Here is a 19,975-nt window from a genome sequence, read left to right on the forward strand (position 1 = left end):
CTTAAAGGCATTTTGCGGGTTTAGGTAACCCAGCAAGTTTTGTTGCTTGCTTAGCGGGCCCCTGACGGAAAAGCTTGAACAAGTATTTGCTGTTGCCTTTTTCCGGCCCGTGCGCTTTTTCCATTGCTTTCACAAGCATGCGAATAGCGGGGGATGTATTGAATTCTTCGTAAAAATCTCGAACAAAATGAATAACCTCGAGATGTGCAGGGGTCAGTTCGATGCCTTCTTGTTCAGCCAAAGGCGCAATCATGCCTTCTTCCCATTCGGTATAGTCAAGTAAGTAACCCTGACTATCGGTTTCAATTTGCTTACCGTTGTATTCAAACATAGTGGTGTAAGAGTCATGCCAGTTGTTGAAAGGTCTATAGGGTAGCGAAGTCGGCGCTAGGGTCAATAAATTTTTGTTTGACTCAATAACAAAAAAAGCCCGCAGAGAATTGCGAGCTTTTTTATTTTATGTTGTCAGACTGAGTTTAGTCGTCGTTCATTACGCCAAGAATGCTCAGTAAGCTGATGAACAAGTTGTAGATAGAGACATACAACGTGATCGTCGCAGAAATGTAGTTGGTTTCACCACCACGCACAATTTGCTGCGTTGTTAGCAAAATAGCACCGACAGAGAACAGGATAAAGAGTCCGCTCATTGCAAGGTACAGCATTGGCATTTGAAGGAAAATATTCGCAACCATACCGATAAGCAGAACCACAAACCCCGCCATCAAAACGCCACCTAAGAAAGACAGATCACGTTTTGTGGTGAGTGCGTAAGCGGAGGCGCCCATAAAGGCGAGGGCGGTACCACCAAGCGCAGTGACAATCACGTCGCCCATTCCAGCACCAACGTACATGTTAAGAATAGGGCCTAGCGTGTAACCAAGGAAACCTGTGAATAGGAAGGTGAAAACCAAGCCTAACCCATTGTTACGGTTTTTCTCGGTCAGGAACAGCAAACCGTAGAAACCCACTAAGGTAATGATCAAACCTGGGTGTGGCAGGTTCAATGCCATAGAAACGCCAGCCACTACCGCTGACCAAACCAAGGTCATAGACAGCAATGCGTAGGTATTGCGGAGTACCTTGTTTGTTTGTAGAGCACTATCTTGTGTCGAAGTGCGGCTATACATAGGACTGTTCATAATCTTCCTCATCGGAGTGTTTTACTTATATGTACATTTATGGGCATGAAAGTTCAAAATTTCAAGCCTAGCAATGTATGAAACTAACGAAAATAATAATAGAAATAAAAACTTAAGTATTGAATAAGATGTAACACAATATAACAAACAAAAAGGGACGTTGAACGTCCCTTTCAAGATTATTTGTACCAAGTTGTCATTAGTGGTGCAGAATTTGTGCAAGGAAGTTTTGCGTACGGTCCGATTGAGGGTTTTCAAAGAAATCTCGAGGATTGTTTTCTTCAATGATTTCACCCGCATCCATGAAAATAACTCGGTCTGCGACCTCTTTCGCAAAGCCCATTTCATGCGTAACGCATAGCATTGTCATCCCTTCCTCCGCGAGTTCCACCATCACATCCAGCACTTCTCGAACCATTTCAGGGTCGAGTGCTGAAGTGGGTTCATCAAATAACATCACTTGTGGGTTCATACATAACGAACGAGCAATCGCAACACGCTGTTGTTGCCCACCTGAAAGCTGACCAGGGAATTTATCCGCTTGATCGGGAATCTTCACTCGTTCAAGGTATTTCATTGCCAACGCTTCTGCCTCTTCTTTGGGCATTTTTTTCACCCAAATAGGAGCGAGCGTACAATTTTGCAGAACTGTCAGGTGAGGGAACAGGTTAAAGTGCTGAAAACACATTCCCACTTCTTTACGCACTGCTTCGATGTTTTTCAAATCTTCAGTTAGCTCTGTCCCTGAAACGAGGATTTGCCCTTTTTGATGTTCTTCTAAGCGGTTAATGCAGCGAATCATTGTTGATTTACCTGAGCCTGATGGGCCACAGATAACAATTTTTTCGCCTTTCCTAACGTTTAAGTTAATGTTTTTTAATACGTGGAACTCACCGTACCACTTATTCATATCTTTAATTTCGATCATTGTCTCTTGATGCTGAGTCATAATTACGTCCTTGATCTTTAAAATTATCGTTTGTGACCGGTGTGGAGTTTGTTTTCAAGCCAGATGGAGTATCTCGACATCCCAAAACAGAATACCCAAAACACCAACGCGACAAATACATAACTTTCGATGGCGAAACCGAGCCAATCTGGGTCTGTGTTTGCAGATTGTCCTATACCCAGCACATCAAACATACCGATAATAAGAACCAGACTGGTATCTTTAAATAGGCCGATAAAGGTATTTACGATAGAAGGAATGGTGATTTTCAGTGCCTGAGGCAAAATAATCAGCCCGACTTTCTTCCAGTAGCTAAGACCGAGAGCATCAGCCGCTTCATATTGTCCTTTCGGAATCGCTTGTAACCCACCACGAATGACTTCTGCCATATAGGCTGATGAAAACATGATGACACCAATTAATGCACGAATCAGTTTGTTTGTTTCTGAACCTTCAGAAAGAAACAACGGTAACATCACTGATGCCATGAAGAGTACGGTGATCAACGGAACGCCGCGCCATACCTCGATATACACCGTACATAGGCTACGAATAATCGGCATATCTGAACGACGTCCAAGCGCAAGTACGATACCAATCGGTAGTGACGCAACGATGCCCACTAAGGCGATGATTAATGTGACGAGTAATCCACCCCAGCGGTGAGTTTCGACCACTTCAAGTCCCGCTACGTCTCCGTAGAGTAGGCCAGCCATCAAAAATGGATAGACGACAATTGCGAATAAACCAATCCAGAGGCGTTTTGGTGTTTTTTCATAAGCAAGCAAGGCGATAAGAATAGCCAGCGTTGCATAGAATAAACGGGGACGCCACAGCTCGGCTTCTGGGTAAAAACCATACATGAACTGTTCCCAGCGCACGCTAATAAATACCCAACAGGCACCTTCGCGGCTACAAGCGTCGCGGGTTGTACCGACCCAATCCGCATTAATCAATGCCCAGTTAACGATGCCCCAAATTGCTGAAATAGCCAAGTATGCCAACACTATGGTAATGACGGAGTTAATCGGGCCGTTAAATAGGTTTTTTCGAAGCCACCCTACGAAACCGACGGTATTGGCTGGTGGTGGCAGATCTGGTTGAAATTCATGTTTCATATTATCTCTCCACCAACGCAACTTTACGGTTATAAATATTCATCAATAACGAAGTGAGTAAGCTTAACGTGAGGTAAACGCCCATTGTCATTGCAATAATTTCGATGGCTTGACCGGTTTGGTTGAGGGTCGTTCCTGCAAACACAGAAACTAAATCCGGATAACCAATGGCCATGGCTAACGAGGAGTTTTTAGTTAAGTTAAGGTACTGACTAGTCAGTGGCGGAATGATGATACGCATTGCTTGAGGGATAACCACAAGCTTCAGTGTTTTATTTCTGGGTAAGCCCAATGACATTGCCGCTTCGGTTTGACCGTGACTAACCGCATTGATCCCAGAACGCACGATTTCTGCGATAAATGATGCCGTGTACACACTTAGTGCAAGTAATAATGCCGCTAGTTCAGGAATAATGCTGACGCCACCACGGAAGTTAAAACCTTTTAGCTCTGGGTAATTGGCACTGATTGGACTGCCAGCTAAAAAGTAAACTACCAATGGTAGGACAACGCATAATCCGAGGACGATACGTCCCATTGGGGTTTGTTGCCCGGTCAGCTTTTGTTTGTTCTTGGCCCAAATGTTGATAACAATTGTTGCGAAAACCCCAAGAAGAAACGCGCCGATGACCACACCACTACCAGGCTCAAAATGTGGCGCTGGCAAATAGAGACCGCGAACGTTAAGGAAAATGGCTTCACCTAAACTCATACTCTGACGTGGTGAAGGCAGTGCCTGTAGGACTGCGAAATACCAAAATAGAATCTGCAGTAAGAGAGGAATGTTACGGAATATCTCAATGTAGACGGCTGCTAGGCGACTCACCAACCAGTTGGAGGATAGTCGAGCAATACCGATAAAGAAGCCTAGAATCGTGGCAAAGATAATGCCGAGAAAAGAAACTAGGGCCGTATTTAGGAGACCAACAACGAACGTTCTCCCATAGGAGTATGTTTCGTCGTAATCAATCAGTGTTAGGCCAATCCCAAAGCCTGCCGTTTTATCAAGAAAGCCAAAGCCTGTGGCAATGCCTCGCGCATCTAGGTTAGTAAAAGCATTGTTGATAATGGTGTAAAAGAAAAACACCAACGCCGCGACTGTAATAATTTGAAATGCGACGGAACGAAAGGTGGGATTATATAAAAGGCTGGTTTTGGTAGTCCGTGACTTAGCATCAGCGCCTTCTGATGCCGCAGTATTTGTGGGTTTCATACAGCGAATAACCTCAAATCCATTTTATATATAAGGGCGGTGTTACCACACCGCCCATTTTTACTTTGTTGTGTATGAATGCGCTGATTAGCGGATTGGTGGCGCGTACATGAAGCCGCCAGCATTCCATAGTGCATTAACACCACGTGAGATTTGAAGAGGAGAACCTTTACCGACGGTACGCTCAAAGCTCTCACCGTAGTTACCAACTTGTTTAATTACTTGGTAACCCCAGTCGTCACGAATGCCTAAACCTTGACCTTTAGGTCCATCAACACCAAGAATACGGCCGATGTTAGGATCTTTCGATTTTAGCATTTCGTCTGCATTTTCTGATGTGATGCCGTATTCTTCAGCGTTAACCATTGCAAACAGAGTCCATTTAGCAATGTTAAACCACTGGTCATCACCTTGGCGTACGACAGGGCCTAGCGGCTCTTTAGAAATGATTTCTGGAAGTACCATTGCTGAATCTGGATCCGCTAGGTTTAGACGAAGCGCATACAGACCAGATTGGTCAGTGGTGAGCACGTCACAACGACCTGCATCAAAGCCTTTTGAGGTTTGCGCTGAAGTATCAAATACAACAGGCTTATATGACATACCGTTGTTACGGAAGTAGTCAGCAAGGTTCAGTTCAGTTGTTGTACCTGATTGAACACAAACTGAGGCGCCATCAAGTTCTTTAGCGCTGGTCAAGCCAAGGTCTTTTTTCACCATAAAACCTTGACCGTCATAGTAGTTCACGCCTACAAAGTTAAGACCTAGCGCTGTATCACGATGCAGTGTCCAGGTTGTGTTGCGTGATAGAACGTCGATTTCACCCGATTGAAGCGCAGTAAAGCGCTCTTTTGCAGTGAGAGGAACGTATTTTACTTTTGTCTTATCACCAAGTACTGCTGCTGCAACCGCTTGACAGTACTCAACGTCAATGCCTTCCCATTCACCTTTTGAGTTTGGGTTTGAGAAGCCGGGTAGGCCAGTACTCACGCCGCAACTTAAAAATCCTTGTTTCGTCACTTTGTCTAATGTACTGTCTGCTGCAGATGCCGTGTTTGCAACGAAAGCAGTAGATGCAGCTATGACTGAAGCAATAAGTGTTAGTTTATTTGCCATGTGTATCCTTCCTGTATGATCCATGTTTAAACCAAGTTGAGCTTGGAATTTTGTACTTATTGATGTTGTGTTTTGTTGTTTTTGAGTTGTTTATTTATAGCACTCATCCTGTCTATAAAAATCAACTGTTTATAAGTCTAGATAAGCATTGCCGTTTTCTCAAATGCATCATTTGAAAAGATTTTTCTATTTCGGTGCAACGCCTTTACTGACAAGAATGACGAAATGTAAGGTGAATGTAAATAGTGCAAAAGCTCTCAATATTGGTGCAACAGGATGAATTTAAAAAGTTTATTCAAATAAGCAGCGATTACGATCGATAGTGAAATCTAACTCCGATATAAAATTCTGGATATAGCTAAAAATTCGGTAGTAAATTATAGTTGTATAGGGGTTTTATCGTTGTTTTGCACTACTTTTGTTCATTAAGTTTTGCTGGTCAATTAACATAATCAAGGAATGAAATGCAGTATTTTCCTCTCTTTCTCGACTTATCTAATAAACCTGTTCTCGTTGTCGGTGGCGGGGAAGTGGCGTGCCGCAAAATCGATAGTTTATTAAGGGCGGGCGCAAAGGTAACTATCTTGTCTCCTAAAATTGAATCCTCGTTGCAACAGCTTGTTGATCAAGAGAAGTGCGTATGGATTCAAAACTTCTATTCCGGCGAGCATTTATCTCCTGACTATGTGCAAGTCTGGGCAACGACCAATAACCCAGAGCTGAATCACCAAGTTCATGCAGATGCAAAGAACGCTCGAGTATTGGTGAATGTCGTCGATGATCAACCATATTGTGATTTCATTACGCCGTCACTGGTCAACCGTGGAAAAATTCAATTGGCCATTTCAAGTGGTGGTGCTTCACCGGTCTTAGTGCGTAACATACGTCAGCAGCTTGAGTCTTTATTCTCTCAGCGCCTCGGCGATCAGGCTGATTTCGCCGCATCAAAGCGAAGAGACATTAAACGCATCCTGCCTTCTGTTGATGAACGACGTAAGTTCTGGGAGCGATTTTTTGATCATCCCGAGCTTGAACTTTGCAAAAATCGACACGATTTCGAGCAATTGTATCAAGCGCTACTCTACGCAGAAGTAGAGGATAGGGCGTCTATTACTTGGATAGAATATGGCGAGGATGCTGAGCTTTTGCCTTTAAAAGCATTGCGTTTGATGCAAAAAGCAGAGATGGTCTTTTTCCACCACTATTGTCCTTTTGATTTTGTGGATTTAGTTCGTCGTGATGCCGAGCGTACAACATTTGCCAATGACATTGAGTTAGCGAGCCATCTAGAAGAAATCCGTAAACATAATATTCGGACCTGTGTATTTGTTCCTCCAGGCGCTAGCAAATACCACTTGTTACGCGGTGACGATATGCTAATTGAATTGGGGAAAGTATAAAAAATCCCGCTTGTTAAGCGGGATTTAAAACCATCAATCTCGGAAGTTATTGAACTGAAAGGGTTGGCCCAGCTCCGCTTGCCGGATTGAAGCAATCGCCGCTTGTAAATCGTCGCGTTTCTTTCCTGTGACTCGGACCTTATCACCTTGAATTGATGCTTGAACTTTGAGTTTGGCATCTTTTAGGTGCTTGACGATTTTTTTCGCCATTGTGGTCTCTATTCCTTGTTTGAACTGGATGATTTGGTGCCAGTTTTTACCACTCGCTTCAGGATCTCGTGATTCCATTGCATCGGCGTCAACGTTGCGTTTTGCCATATGGCCACGCAAAATATCACGCAGCTGTTTTAGCTGAAACTCACCTTCAGCACTAAGTTTCACCGACTCATCTTTTTGCATTTCTATGGCCGCTTCTACGTTGCGAAAATCAAATCTTGTGGTGAGTTCTCGCGCTGAGTTTTCTACTGCATTACGCAGTTCAACGGCATCAATTTCAGAAACAATATCAAATGAAGGCATCATCTTTCCTTAACAGTTTTCGTTGCGTTGTTTTACGGCAGCCGCCAGCATTTCCAACATGGTTTCAGTGTCATCCCAGCTTAAACATGGGTCGGTAATCGATTTTCCATACTCAAGGTTATTGAGGTCTGCCATAGATTGGTTACCTTCCTTGATAAAGCTCTCCGCCATGATACCTGCCACCTGGTTTTTACCGCTAATAATTTGCTCACAAATAGTTTTGGCAACATCAAGTTGTTTGCGGTGCTGCTTTTCACAGTTTGCATGACTAAAGTCGACCACTAAACGCTGAGGTAGGTTAAATTCTGCCAATTGTTGGCATGCTTGCTCAACAGATTGTGCATCATAGTTGGGGCCGTTCGCGCCACCACGCAAAATAACATGACCATAAGGATTGCCACTGGTACGGTAAACCGTCATGCGTCCATTTTTATCTGGCGAATAAAAATAGTGTGATGCTTGAGCCGCACGAATTGCATCAATCGCGATTTTGACATTACCATTGGTACCATTTTTAAAGCCCACAGGGCAGGAAAGCGCAGATGCCATTTCACGGTGAATTTGCGATTCTGTAGTCCGAGCACCGATTGCGCCCCAAGTGATCAAATCCGCGATGTACTGGCCTGTAATCATGTCTAAAAATTCGGTCGCGGTGGCCAAGCCTAGTTTATTGACATCGAGTAGTAATTTACGCGCCTTACTTAGGCCGTTTTCTAGTGCGTATGAGCCATCAAGATTAGGGTCGGTGATTAAACCTTTCCAACCGACAACGGTTCTCGGTTTTTCAAAATAAGTACGCATAACGATGAACAATTCGTCTTTATAACGTGTTTGCAAATTCGCTAATCGTTGTGCGTAGTCTAATGCGGCATCGGTATCGTGCACGGAGCAAGGGCCAACAATGACTAACAAGCGGTTATTGTTGCCAGTCAGTATTTCTTCAACTTGTTGACGAGAATGAGCAATACGTTCTGCGACATCATCAGTAATCGGATGTAAACTTCCCAGTTCAGCGGGAGTGGGCATAGGCCCAAGGGCTTGGGTCCTGAGTTCATCGGTTTTTTGTGGCATACCAGCGCCTATTATCGTTTTGCGAAGCGCTAAAGATAGCCGAAACCGCGGAGGGAATAAACCACTTATGCTCGTTGTGGTGACAGTTCACCAAATGGTTGACGCCAGCCAAGACGATTTTTTGTTATGAAACCGACTTTTGACCTTGTTTTCAACGCTGGCTGTCGGTATGTTCACACTATCGATTATTATAAATATATGGAGCAACAATGAGTACGGAGAATGCTAACACACTTCCTCCTTCGTTAACTGTGGGCGACGCTCTGCCAGCACATAGCCAGAACCCAGATGCGAAGCATCTTTATATCTCCCTTGCCGATATGATTTCTGAGCATATTTTCTACCATCCAGGGTATGAAAATGCAGAAGTTCAATTGACTGAAATGGAGCAAAGCTCAATCGATGCGATCATTGGCGCTCAACCTCTTGCCGAACACTTTGTCTCGACAATGGTCGAAAAGATTACTGAAGCGATACACGCGCAGCACCAAGTCGTTAGGGTGTCGCTGAGCGATTCCGACAGCTATATGTTCCGCTCTTTGCTGGGTGGCAAGTTTGAACCGGAAGAAGTCAACCCGGCTTTAGGGTTACGTGGTGTGTCACGTTTTGCCACTGAAGCTTATTCGCCTGTGTTTGCTTTAGAATGCCAGGTGGTGAAAAGCCTACGCGCTGCAGGAGTTGAAGTGGAGGTAGTCGTACCTTACGTTCGCACCTTATCGGACGCGGCAAAAATCATCGATTTGTTGGCAGAACAAGGGCTTTCACGTGGGCAAAATGGTTTGAAAGTTGCGTATTGTGTTGATGTGCCGTCATCTGCATTACTGGCCGACAAGCTTCTACCTTATTTCGATGGCGTTGTACTTGATATCGAAAACTTAGCTCAAACTACTCTGGGCATCGATCGTTATAACAGTACTCTCGAATATCTATTCGATGCCGAAAATGATGCTCTACTCATGTTGGTTAAATCGACGATTAAAGCCGCTGATGAGAGTGGGAAAGCTGCGCTAGTGATGAGTTCGGGCTTAAGAGGTTATCCTAAGCTTCTTGATTTATTAGCCGATCATACCAATGTTGATGTTGTTGTAACCGCGTAATGCTTAGTGACTCACTCAACACATTTGTTAATGATTTGTTGCGATAACTAACCCGTTGAGGTTTACTGGCCTGACTTGTTTACTAGTCAGGCTTTTTTATGTTTTCTGCGTTGTACAAAGCCAATCTTTATCTTAATTGGTTTGGCTTTTTTAAAGTTCCTCTCATTTGGAGTTGTCGGCCCAAACTTTTGGCATTAACCGACCAACATGTCGAAATAAAAATTCCACTTAAACATAAAACTAAGAATCATCTAAACAGTATGTATTTCGGTGCGCTGGCTATCGGTGCGGATTTAGCCGGTGGCTTCTTAGCAATGCATAAGGCAAAGTTGAAAGGCGTGCGTGTGTCGTTAGCGTTTAAAGCGGTAGAGGCTCAGTTTCTTAAACGGCCAGAGGCTGATGTCCATTTTGTTTGCGATGAAGGGGATACGATAGAAAAGATGCTGGACGATACGATAAATACTGGCCAGCGAGTGAACAGAGCCGTGAAAATTATCGCCACATGCCCATCGCTGCATGGCGATGAACCTATGGCGGAATTTTCACTTACTCTGTCTTTAAAGTGTCATCCGTCGCCAAATCATTAAGTTGAATTTGTTCAATGGCCACGATTTTGCTGCGATTTAGAATGACTTTCCAGCGATAATAACGGGCGCCGTTTTCTTTATTGTGCTCTTTGATGATCAAGTTGAGCAAGTGGCGCTTTTCAACCGACTCTCGTGTGACCTGGTTACTGCTATTTAGCGTATAGACTTTATTTGAGCCTTTATCCATCAGGCGGGTGATGGCCCGCATATTGATATTAATCGTTTCGCGAGTTTCCTCATAACCACTGAGGAACTTTGAGGTCGACATTTCCGTTTCTGAACGATAGTGCAAAATTTGTTCTTCACGTTGCACAACCCGTTTTTTTCGAATCTTCTGAATGCGATCTGGCAATTTACTGAGTGAGGTATAGTCGAGCCATTCATGCTTTTGGCCAACAGCCTTGTTGGTGGTCGGATCGATATAAATCTTACGCCACTTAGGCTTTCCTTTACGAAATAGGCGCCACAAAATATCACGTAAGTCGTCTTTAAAAATTTCGCGTAGCGCGTAAATAAACGACATAGCGATGATAAAAGAGGCGGTAATTTCTCCCCAATAATCGCGGGCTAGAACGGCGGTTAATGTGACAAATACCATCACCAAGCCCGTCGCAATACCTTTCACCGCGCGCTTCATATTTTTGCCCAGTGACGTATTTTTCTCTTTGAGCACAATAGGGTGCTCGATCAACCTACGTAATAGGCGCATCTTATTACTCATCCGCGTGACATCGTCACGAACATGTTGTGAGTTATAGTCATTCAGCTTGCGATGAGCTTTTTCTCGTTCTATGAGAGTGATAAGTCGTTCTTTGATGGTGCGGTAATCGCCTTCTCGCGGCAAGTGAGATACCAAGGAAAGAAACCGTTGCTCAGTGTACCAAGAGAGATAGTTATCAATATTGGCGTAGTAACGTTTTAACCCTTCCTCATAAGGAATGCTTCGGCGTAAACGTTTTAAAATATCGAGAGCAAGCTCGATGACTTCATCGACCTCATCAGCAGTGACTTCAGCACGTTTATCATGTTTATTAAGTTGGCTGACTGCTTTGTCGAGAGCAATGACGTATTGATAGGCAAACAGGCTCAAACTGACGCGATATTGCGTTGAAGACAAGCGACCTCGTTTCGCCAAACGGCTGTGCACGAGAGGCAGCAATGTTTTGTCACTGAAATAAGTGCGCTTTTGAGTAATCGAACTGTAGTAAAAGTCACTTTCTTGGGCGATGTCTGGTGTTAAACCAAGTTCGCCAGGAACGAATAGAAATATATCGAGGTGAGACTTCTTATTTGAGGCCGTTGAGTGAGATATCTTTAAATTAATGCCGTCTTGTTTATCAACGGTAATCAAGTATTTGCTCCTATGAAAAATAGTTGAAATAGCTAGCGAAAGCATAACAGACTTTAGGTATAATCTCCGCAAATTTAACACGAGATAGCTGAAATGATTAAAGTTGGCCAAATAAACTGCTTGGAAGTCACAAATAAAGCAGAATTCGGAATATTTTTAGATGCCGGAGAGTATGGAACGACTTTGTTACCATACAAGTTTGCGCCACAAGAGGTTGAAGTAGGGCAAAGCATTGATGTATTCCTCTATTTTGATTCAGACAGACAACTCGTTGCGACCACAGAGAAACCGATTGCACAAGTCGGTGAATGGGGTTTAATGAAAGTGGAAGGTGTCAATAGCACCGGAGCATTCGTCAACTGGGGAATCAAAGATAAAGATCTTCTTGTGCCATTTAGTGAGCAGCGTGGCCGTTTGCGTGAAGGGCAGACAATTCTGGTTTACGTGTACACGGATAAAGCATCAGGGCGCATTGTTGGAACCACTAAATTCAATAAATGGCTCGATAACACCCCAGCTAATTACAAAACCAATCAATCTGTTGATCTCCTTATCGCTGAACGCAGTGAACTCGGGTATAAAGCGATCATTAACGGTCAACATTGGGGAATGATTTTCCCATCCGATGTTTTCGGGAAGTTGTTTATCGGAAAAACGTTGAAAGGTTACATCAAGCAAATACGCAGCGACGGCAAGATTGATCTCTCGTTGCAAAAAGTTGGTGTGGCAAAGATGGATGATTTAAGTGCCAAAGTTCTTGAGTTGCTTGAGAAAAAGGGTGGTTTTTTGCCATTGAACGATAAATCTACGCCCGAGGCGATTTTTGCTGCGTTTCGCACCAGCAAGGGGACGTTTAAAAAGACGATTGGCGGTTTATTTAAACAAGGTAAAATTAAAATTGAAAAAGACGGGATCTATCTCGTTGATGACTCTGATATTAAGTAAGCACTGGCGGTGTTTAAGCAGGGTGTTTCGATTTTCATGACCTAAAAAGAGGCCCAAAACTGATCCTGTTTCGGGCCTAGGGGAAGGGCTCTTAAGGAGCCTGCGCTAATTTAATGACTAATTAAATTGTAGTGTATTAGTCTCAGTTAGCGAGGCTCTTTTAGAATTTCATTCTATAGTTTGCCGATTAAAATAAATTTTTATCTCTGACCAATTCCCTAGGCAATCCATTCTTAATTCGATTTCCGACCCATTTTCCTAAGCCAATCACTTGGTTATTAAAGGTGACGAATACTTCGCCTTTCCCGCTTTGGTTGTCAGGGCGTATATCTCGCCCCATGTACCATTCTCTGGCGTCCTCAATACAAAGTTCAACGCAACATGGTTCGTCACCGGTTGCCAGCGTCGTCGCAACTTGATGCTGCCAGCGATAACCTTTCTTATGAGTTTGGGCGATTTTGATCCCCATTCGGGAGAACCGTAGTTCGCCTAGCATTGGTTCCAATGCGCTCGGGAACAACCAAACATCGTCGTCACGTAGCCAAATTTGACAATCGTTAGGTAGCGGTATGTGTAATTGTTGCTGCAGCTGCGCTTCAATATCTTGCACTTGTCTTTTAGAGGCTTTGGAAAAAGGAAATTTGCCCAGGCGTTTTTTAACCTCAGGCGCGGCGACGGATCCAGTCTTCTTTAACCGTGCAACAAAAAAGCCTTCACTGTCATAAATTTGTGGAAATACGTGTAGAAAACCTTCTTCGGTTAAGGCTTTCTCTGCATCCGGAAATAATGATCCTAAGCTATCAAACTCGATGTTCTCACCAAATGTTTCTTTTAAGTGGTGACACACTTGCTGATTTTCTTCGACGCTGAGTGTACACGTTGAATAGACCAAATACCCGCCTGGTTTAAGTGCGTGAAAGGCACTTTCAATCAAATCTTTTTGCGTTTCAGCAATGGCTAATGTTGATGCTTTACTCCAATTTTTCATGGCATCAGCGTCTTTTCGAACCGTTCCTTCTCCTGAACAGGGGGCATCGAGCAAAATGGCATCGAACTGTTCAGGTAGCCATCCGCCAAACACTCTGGCATCAAAATTACTTAATGCGCAATTGCGGACTCCACAGCGCTCAATGTTGGCATGAAGTACTTTGACCCGACTTGACGAAAACTCATTAGCCACCAGCACACCACCGTTGTCCATCAACGCAGCGATTTGTGTGGTTTTCGAACCGGGAGCGGCAGCCATGTCCAATACCGATAGAAACGGGGTTTCTTGGTTTGGAAATAACGCAGTCACCGGTAGCATAGATGAAGCTTCTTGAATGTAAAATACACCACACATGTGTTCGGCGGTGTTACCCAGAGGTACCTGCGATTCATCTGCATCAATCCAAAAACCTGTTTCGCACCACGGGATCTGCGTCAACTGCCATCCTTTGCTATTGGCCAGCCGTTTAAACTGGTCGACACTCATTTTCAGGGTATTAACGCGAATGCTTTTGCGTAATGGTTGTTGACACGATTCAATGAAATCAGCCATTGAAAGGTGCGCAGGCAAAATAGCCGACATTTCGCGTAGAAATTCATCAGGAAGATAGACGTTGCTGTGCAAAACATATTACCGATAGTCAATTTGCGGGTAATTATACTCAAATTGAGATTAAACGCAGCGAATCGCTGCGTTTAATTGTTGATTAGGGCTTAGGAATTGCAGTACGCCAACTTTTCCACTCTGGTTTGGCTTCTGGATAAAGGAGAAATGAGGCTCCGGGGTTGGCGGCGGGAAGTAAGGTTTTCTCCTCGGGCGTTGCAAAGGTGATGCCCCCGCGAACAATGCTATCGAGTGTTCCTGCTTTGATATCTGCACCGGATAGCCCGATTGAAATATCAACCCCAGAGGTATTCCAAAATACGGTATTACGACGAATCAGATAGGTGTATTTAGGCTCGATTGAAATAGTGGTATTCACGCGGTCGGCGAAGTCTCCCAATTCAACATCAGTGACATGTCCCACTTCGATATCTCGATAGTATATCGGTGTACCTTTGGTGACGGAGCCGCGACGTTCGCTTTGCAGCGTATACGAAACGCCTTGTTGTTTGAAGGCGGAATCGCCTAATGCAAAATCTTGTTGTGCTTGGCCGTCACCGGGCTCAACATGAATCGCTTGGGCAAAAATACCCGAAAGGTTTTTCACCCCTCCACTGAGAGAGACTTGAGGCGGTTGCTGCCAAAAATACGATCCCTTACGAGCGATGGTCTTGGCGTAGTCAGGAAGTATATGCGCTTCAAACAACACCTGGTCATGTTCAAAATCAGGAGTCACTTGTGTCACTTCACCCACTTTGACGCCATTGTATTTAATCGGAGTCCCATGACTGATGTTGGTTTCACCTTGCGCAGTTAACGTTATTTTTTGTCCGAATCGACGCGCGGATTTAAGGTCTGAGTAGAGCTTCCAATATTCACCTTGCTTATTTTCTGTACCAGGCATGCTATCAAAGGCAATTCCACCGCGAATTAAAGTCTTTAGTGGTGACGCTGTCACACTAATGCCACTTAGTGAAGCATCAATTTCGACGCCAGAGCGATTCCAAAATACCGTCTGTGGAGTGATGAGGTGCTGATACTGATTTTCAATGGTTGCAGTAATCAATACACCTTGATTGACCAAATGAAAGTCATCAATCTTTCCGACTTGCAAGTTATGGTAGAGCAGAGGGCTGCCTTTTGAGACGGGGGGAAGCTCTCGTGCAAAAAGGGCGAGCTTATACGACCCCGTTCGGTTGTATTTTGCAAGTTCTGCTAATGATTGATTAGCGTAGAGTGTGTATTCTCGTTTTGTGCTGGGTTCTCCTTCACTGGTGAAACTGATTGAACCTGTGAGAAGTTGTTTTGCTGGTGGCACCGTAACGTTTAGCCCGGATTCGGTTAATTCTGCGCTGGCACTGCCTGTGACAAAGTAGCGATTCTGCGTACGAATTAAGTGGGCATATTTGCTGTCAACCAACACATCAAAGCGTACGCGATCATTGTCTAGTTCAACATGGCTGACAGAGCCAACGGTAATCCCACGATAAAGAACATTAGCACCCGCGTCCAATCCATAGGAATTGTCGGCGGTTAGCTGAACGACGATAGAACGAGCTAGCTGACGGTCGATTTCATTTTTGCGATACGCGGTGAAGTAGCGCGAGCGGTCTCCTTTACCCGGTACTAATGTCAGGTAGTTACCGGTGACTAAATTGCTGATGTTTTCTACGCCAGATAACGATACCTTAGCTTCTTGAAGTATAAAGCGGGTACCGCTTGTCAGCATGTCGCTGAATGCCGGCTGTATCGCGGCGGAAGCAATGATATCTTTGCGTGAATCAGAAAGCTGTAAATCTGTAATTTGGCCTATTTCAATTCCCCGATACATCAGCGGCGCGCCAGAACGGCTAATGCCACTGTCATCAGGCAACGTAATTTTGATGGGAATACCGCGCCCAGCCGTTTTTAAATCAGGATACAGTTTGAAGATTGCGTTGTCGCCAACTTGTTCACCACCGTCCGGAGAATCGACGGCAATTGCTCCGCCAATGAGTGAGCTTAAACTATCGACTTTCACATCTACGCCCTGAAAGCCAAGGCTCGCACCTACGCCACTGACATTCCAAAATCGGCTTTCATCGGTGATGAGTCGGCTGTATTCCTGCTGGATGGTAGCCTGGATTAAGACGGCTTTTGCATCACTATCGAGCTGATAGTTAAAGACTTCGCCGATCGGAATTTTTTTATACACGATTTGAGAGCCGATGGTGACACCGCCTAAGTCAGAAGACTTCAGTGTAATATTGAGCCCTTGCTTGGGCATGATATCAGAAGGAGCGCGTTCTAGAGCGGTGAAGACGGTTTCTGGTTCTTCCTCTTTTGCACTCGGCTGGATGGCAATGTAGTTGCCCGTAACCAAGGCATCAAGTCCGGAAATACCGGACAAGCTGGCCTTTGGCTTAACTAACCAAAAACGTGTGCCTTTGGATAATAACTGCGTGGCTTCAGGGTATACATCGGCATCGACGTAAATACTGTCTAAGTCTTCGGATAGGTTGATATCTCGGACCATACCGACCTCCAACCCTTGGTAGCGGATAGGCGTACGCCCTGCGACTAACCCTTGGGCTTCGCGAAAGTGGATTTGAATACTTTGCCCGGCATCATGGATGGCTTTAAATACTAACCAGCCTGCAAGCATCAAGGTCAATATGGGCAGCAGCCACAGAGGGGAAATTCCGCGACTACGCTTGATGTCAGGTGAGTATGACGTTTGAGTGGCTTTATCTTTATTCATTCAATGACTCTTCTTTCGAAGCGGATGAGTAATTATCCCAAATTAGGCGAGGATCTAAGCTTTCCGCCGCTAACATGGTAAACACAACCACCATACCAAATGCAACGGCACCATAACCTGGCGTAAAATCGAGGATCTGACCTCTGTCGACTAAGGTCATCATGATGGAAATAACAAACAGATCCATCATCGACCATTTTCCAATCCATTTAACAACAAAGTAAATCCACATTCTTTGACGATGGAAAACTTGGCGTTTAAATCGTATTGCCAGCAATATATACGAGAGCCCAACAATTTTGGCTATCGGGACCACAATACTGGCCACGAAAATAATGGCCGCAATCCCAGTCATACCGCTACTGACTAAACTTGCGACGCCTGAAAAGATGGTATCTTCCACCCGTTGACCGTTGGTCATAAGAATAGAAATCGGAATTAAATTGGCAGGGATGATGGCAATCGTAGCGGCAAACAGTAGTGCCCATGTTTTTTGTTCGGATTGCGGAGTGCGGTAATGCAAGGGATGTGCACAGCGCAGACAGCGCTTATTTTCAGGCTGTGAGAGGTGACAGTTATGACAGTGTATCTTTTTGCTGTGGAATAAGTAATGACTCTCGTCGTCCCACTCCTCCCAATAACGGCGAATGCTGACGCGAGTTAACAGTAAAACAGTAAACAACTGTAATAGAACAAGGCCATACAGCGCAGGGCCAATAAATATGTCAGAGTAGTCCTGCAGCTTAAAACAAGAGATTGCAACGCTGATAAGAAATACGTCAATCATTGCCCAATGTTTTAGCTTTTGAAATACGTCTAGGCACAGCTTAAACGGTTTAAAGGCTTTGTAGTGTAACGCCGCATGCGCGCCAACGACAGATAAACAGACTAAAAAGGGGGCAATACAACTGCAAAACAGCACCAGCACGGACAGGAAATAGAACCCGTCTTCGAATAGGGAAAACATACCTGAAGGGAGTGAGGCGGGAATGTTTACACCGACCAATCGAATGCTGATGAAGTTAAAGAAGTACGCAGGAATAAACAAAATCACGCAGGTTAGGGCGATCGACAGATTGCCAGAGAGAGAAGGACTGCCTCCGCGATACAATTGTGTGCCACAGCGAGGACAGTAAGCGTTCTTACCGCGTGGCAAAGAGACGGCATCAACAACCAGTTCGCATCCCTGACAGATGCGAACGCCAGTCACTTGGCTCAAATGTCCCTCAAGGCGCTGAAAGCGTCGAGGTGGATTTTTAGTGACATCGTCACTTTTATCCGTGTTTCTGTATCGCTCCATATAAGGTTTGATATAACCCTTCTTCGTTGACAAGCTCACCGTGGGTACCTGTTTGTGTCACTGTACCTTCTTCAAGGACATAAATCAGGTCTGCTTGTTTCACCGCCGATAGTCGGTGTGCGACGATCAGCGTCGTTCTGTTATTCAGAAATTCAGTTAATGCTTTGTGCAGTGCGGCCTCGGTTGAGGTATCAAGGGCAGAGGTCGCTTCATCCAGAATAACAAACTTGGGGTCGCTTAAAATCATACGCGCGATGGCTAAGCGTTGTCGTTGCCCTCCGGATAGACGAATACCGTTACGACCTACCTGGGTTTCAAGACCATCGTTGAGTTGGTTAATGACGTCCTGCATCTGCGCAATTTCCAGCGCTCGCCATAAAGATAAATCATCATAATCAGAACCAAGAGTGAGATTCTGTCTTAGAGTATCGTTAAAAAGTATAGGTTGTTGAAGCACAACCGCTATGTGATTTCGGATAATATCAAAAGTGATATCGCTGGCTAATTCACCATTAAAGGTAATGTCGCCTGCAGTGGGTTGATAGACTCCGATCAGCAATTGTATTAACGTTGATTTCCCGCCACCACTGGCGCCTACTAACGCAACTTTTTTACCCGTTGGGATGGTTAAACTTAGGTTGCTTAACACTTGGTTTTCATCGTTATAAGCGAAGCTCACATTTTTGACCTGAACTTCCACATCCTGTCCATTGGTGAAGGGATTAACTTTACTTTCTGGGCGATGCTCTTCTTCCACGCCGAGTAGGGCATTAATCCGCCCTAATGCTGCCTTGGCGCTATACCAAGAAAACTGAATGCCTAACAGTTCTTGAACAGGTGACAGCATAAACCACAAGTAACCAAATACCGCGAATATCTGGCCAATACTGAGGTCGCTAAAAATTACCATAAGCATGGCGATAGCACGGAACAGTTCAAAACCGATTAAAAACAGCAAAAATGAGAGTCGCCCAGCCGCTTCTGATTGCCAAGCGTAGGTATCGGCGTCTTGGCGAATTTGATTGGCTTGGTGCTTTAACTGGCTAAGAAACTCTCGCTCTTTATTTGCTGCACGTAGTTGATAGATACCATCAAGGGTTTCAACTAGGCGATTTTGGAAACGTTCAAAAGATTGATTTTCCTTTTGCTTTAGATACTTGACCTTGCTCCCAAGTTTTCGAGAAAAATAAATGACCAGCGGATTAACCAGTAGAATAAACAGTCCTAAGCGCCAGTCGAGCCAAAGAAGAACAATGGCGGTACCTATAACAGTTAAAATGCCAATCAGGAACTTGCTGAGTGTCGTGCCAATGAACTGATCAATGGTTTCGATGTCAGTAATTAGGTGAGCGTTAATACCACCGCTGCCACGGGTTTCGTATTGACGTATGCTGATACGGCCCAGTTTATCAATCATCTTACTTCGCATCTGGAAAGTAATGGTTTTGGAAACGAGAGTAAATTGGCGGCTTTGAACAATATTGAGTAATTGACTGATCGTGCGCATTAAAATGACAGCAAACAGGGTACAAAAAATATAACCCGTCGGCGTTAGCCAATTGCTGGGTAGCAGCATATCCATAAACTGGATGCCTTTACCCGGTTGGTCGAGGAGAACTTCATCAACCATTAAAGGCATTAATAAAGGTATGGGTACACTGAACAATGTTGCAGCAATCGCAACAATATTAGCCAACAATAACTTAGACTTATGTTTTTTTACTTGAGTTATCAACCAAGAACGGCTAATAGTGTTGATATTGTGTGTCATTTTATTAATGAGAATGAATGCTATTTATGTTGTGATGCAAAATTGTACGCACAAATGAAATAGAAGTC

17 protein-coding genes are annotated in these 19,975 nt (G+C 44.4%); 4 read left to right on the forward strand and 13 right to left on the reverse strand.

Annotated elements, in window-relative coordinates; genetic code table 11:
• Position 1: 1 nt before the first annotated feature.
• From M1D72_RS14315 to M1D72_RS14340, 6 genes are all read right to left on the reverse strand, one after another.
• Positions 2–331 carry a TusE/DsrC/DsvC family sulfur relay protein gene (locus M1D72_RS14315; RefSeq protein WP_390189995.1) on the reverse strand — a complete coding sequence of 110 codons (330 nt, stop codon included), beginning with the start codon at positions 329–331 and terminating at the stop codon, positions 2–4.
• A 145-nt stretch (positions 332–476) separates the two neighbouring features.
• Positions 477–1,139 carry a Bax inhibitor-1/YccA family protein gene (locus tag M1D72_RS14320; protein ID WP_390189993.1) on the reverse strand — a complete coding sequence of 221 codons (663 nt, stop codon included), beginning with the start codon at positions 1,137–1,139 and terminating at the stop codon, positions 477–479.
• A 199-nt stretch (positions 1,140–1,338) separates the two neighbouring features.
• Complete coding sequence (locus M1D72_RS14325; protein ID WP_390189991.1) at positions 1,339–2,088, reverse strand: amino acid ABC transporter ATP-binding protein; 750 nt, start codon at positions 2,086–2,088, stop codon at positions 1,339–1,341.
• Positions 2,089–2,111: 23 nt separating this feature from the next.
• Positions 2,112–3,206: an amino acid ABC transporter permease gene (locus M1D72_RS14330; RefSeq protein ID WP_456297348.1), complete on the reverse strand. Its 1,095-nt coding sequence runs from the start codon at positions 3,204–3,206 to the stop codon at positions 2,112–2,114.
• Position 3,207: 1 nt separating this feature from the next.
• On the reverse strand, positions 3,208–4,419 hold the full coding sequence (locus tag M1D72_RS14335) for an amino acid ABC transporter permease (protein WP_456297349.1): 1,212 nt from the start codon (positions 4,417–4,419) through the stop codon (positions 3,208–3,210).
• Between the two features lie 87 nt (positions 4,420–4,506).
• Complete coding sequence (locus M1D72_RS14340) at positions 4,507–5,535, reverse strand: amino acid ABC transporter substrate-binding protein (RefSeq protein WP_390189985.1); 1,029 nt, start codon at positions 5,533–5,535, stop codon at positions 4,507–4,509.
• Positions 5,536–5,999: 464 nt separating this feature from the next.
• On the opposite strand from M1D72_RS14340, the gene M1D72_RS14345 reads away from it, so the two are divergent.
• Positions 6,000–6,935, forward strand: a complete 936-nt coding sequence (locus tag M1D72_RS14345) for an NAD(P)-dependent oxidoreductase (protein ID WP_456297350.1) — start codon at positions 6,000–6,002, stop codon at positions 6,933–6,935.
• Positions 6,936–6,968: 33 nt separating this feature from the next.
• On the opposite strand, the gene M1D72_RS14350 is transcribed toward M1D72_RS14345, so the two are convergent.
• Both M1D72_RS14350 and M1D72_RS14355 read right to left on the reverse strand, forming a co-directional pair.
• Positions 6,969–7,454: a YajQ family cyclic di-GMP-binding protein gene (locus M1D72_RS14350; protein ID WP_390189983.1), complete on the reverse strand. Its 486-nt coding sequence runs from the start codon at positions 7,452–7,454 to the stop codon at positions 6,969–6,971.
• Positions 7,455–7,463: 9 nt separating this feature from the next.
• Positions 7,464–8,525, reverse strand: a complete 1,062-nt coding sequence (locus M1D72_RS14355) for a 3-deoxy-7-phosphoheptulonate synthase (protein ID WP_456297351.1) — start codon at positions 8,523–8,525, stop codon at positions 7,464–7,466.
• Positions 8,526–8,734: 209 nt separating this feature from the next.
• Between M1D72_RS14355 and M1D72_RS14360 the strand changes: the two genes are divergently transcribed.
• On the forward strand, positions 8,735–9,622 hold the full coding sequence (locus M1D72_RS14360) for a putative PEP-binding protein (protein WP_456297352.1): 888 nt from the start codon (positions 8,735–8,737) through the stop codon (positions 9,620–9,622).
• Between the two features lie 98 nt (positions 9,623–9,720).
• Positions 9,721–10,209 (forward strand): DUF4442 domain-containing protein, encoded by a 489-nt coding sequence (locus M1D72_RS14365; RefSeq protein WP_456297353.1) that lies wholly within the window; start codon positions 9,721–9,723, stop codon positions 10,207–10,209.
• On the opposite strand, the gene M1D72_RS14370 is transcribed toward M1D72_RS14365, so the two are convergent.
• Positions 10,169–11,560 (reverse strand): hypothetical protein, encoded by a 1,392-nt coding sequence (locus M1D72_RS14370; RefSeq protein ID WP_390189974.1) that lies wholly within the window; start codon positions 11,558–11,560, stop codon positions 10,169–10,171. The genes M1D72_RS14365 and M1D72_RS14370 overlap by 41 nt on opposite strands.
• Positions 11,561–11,653: 93 nt before the next feature.
• Between M1D72_RS14370 and M1D72_RS14375 the strand changes: the two genes are divergently transcribed.
• The gene (locus tag M1D72_RS14375) at positions 11,654–12,505 is read left to right on the forward strand and encodes a CvfB family protein (RefSeq protein ID WP_456297354.1); all 852 of its coding nucleotides are present in this window, start codon (positions 11,654–11,656) and stop codon (positions 12,503–12,505) included.
• Positions 12,506–12,692: 187 nt separating this feature from the next.
• On the opposite strand, the gene rsmF is transcribed toward M1D72_RS14375, so the two are convergent.
• The 4 genes from rsmF to M1D72_RS14395 all read right to left on the reverse strand — a co-directional run bounded on the left by rsmF (position 12,693) and on the right by M1D72_RS14395 (position 19,907).
• Positions 12,693–14,117 carry a 16S rRNA (cytosine(1407)-C(5))-methyltransferase RsmF gene (gene rsmF, locus M1D72_RS14380; protein ID WP_456297355.1) on the reverse strand — a complete coding sequence of 475 codons (1,425 nt, stop codon included), beginning with the start codon at positions 14,115–14,117 and terminating at the stop codon, positions 12,693–12,695.
• Positions 14,118–14,199: 82 nt separating this feature from the next.
• The gene (locus M1D72_RS14385; RefSeq protein ID WP_456297356.1) at positions 14,200–16,836 is read right to left on the reverse strand and encodes an MlaD family protein; all 2,637 of its coding nucleotides are present in this window, start codon (positions 16,834–16,836) and stop codon (positions 14,200–14,202) included.
• Positions 16,829–18,136, reverse strand: coding sequence for a PqiA/YebS family transporter subunit (locus tag M1D72_RS14390; protein WP_456297357.1), 1,308 nt, complete (start codon positions 18,134–18,136; stop codon positions 16,829–16,831). Before M1D72_RS14390 ends, M1D72_RS14385 begins: the two co-directional genes overlap by 8 nt.
• Positions 18,111–19,907, reverse strand: a complete 1,797-nt coding sequence (locus tag M1D72_RS14395) for an ABC transporter ATP-binding protein (protein ID WP_456297358.1) — start codon at positions 19,905–19,907, stop codon at positions 18,111–18,113. Before M1D72_RS14395 ends, M1D72_RS14390 begins: the two co-directional genes overlap by 26 nt.
• Positions 19,908–19,975: the final 68 nt, after the last annotated feature.

The sequence above is a fragment of the Vibrio sp. AK197 genome (assembly GCF_053903115.1).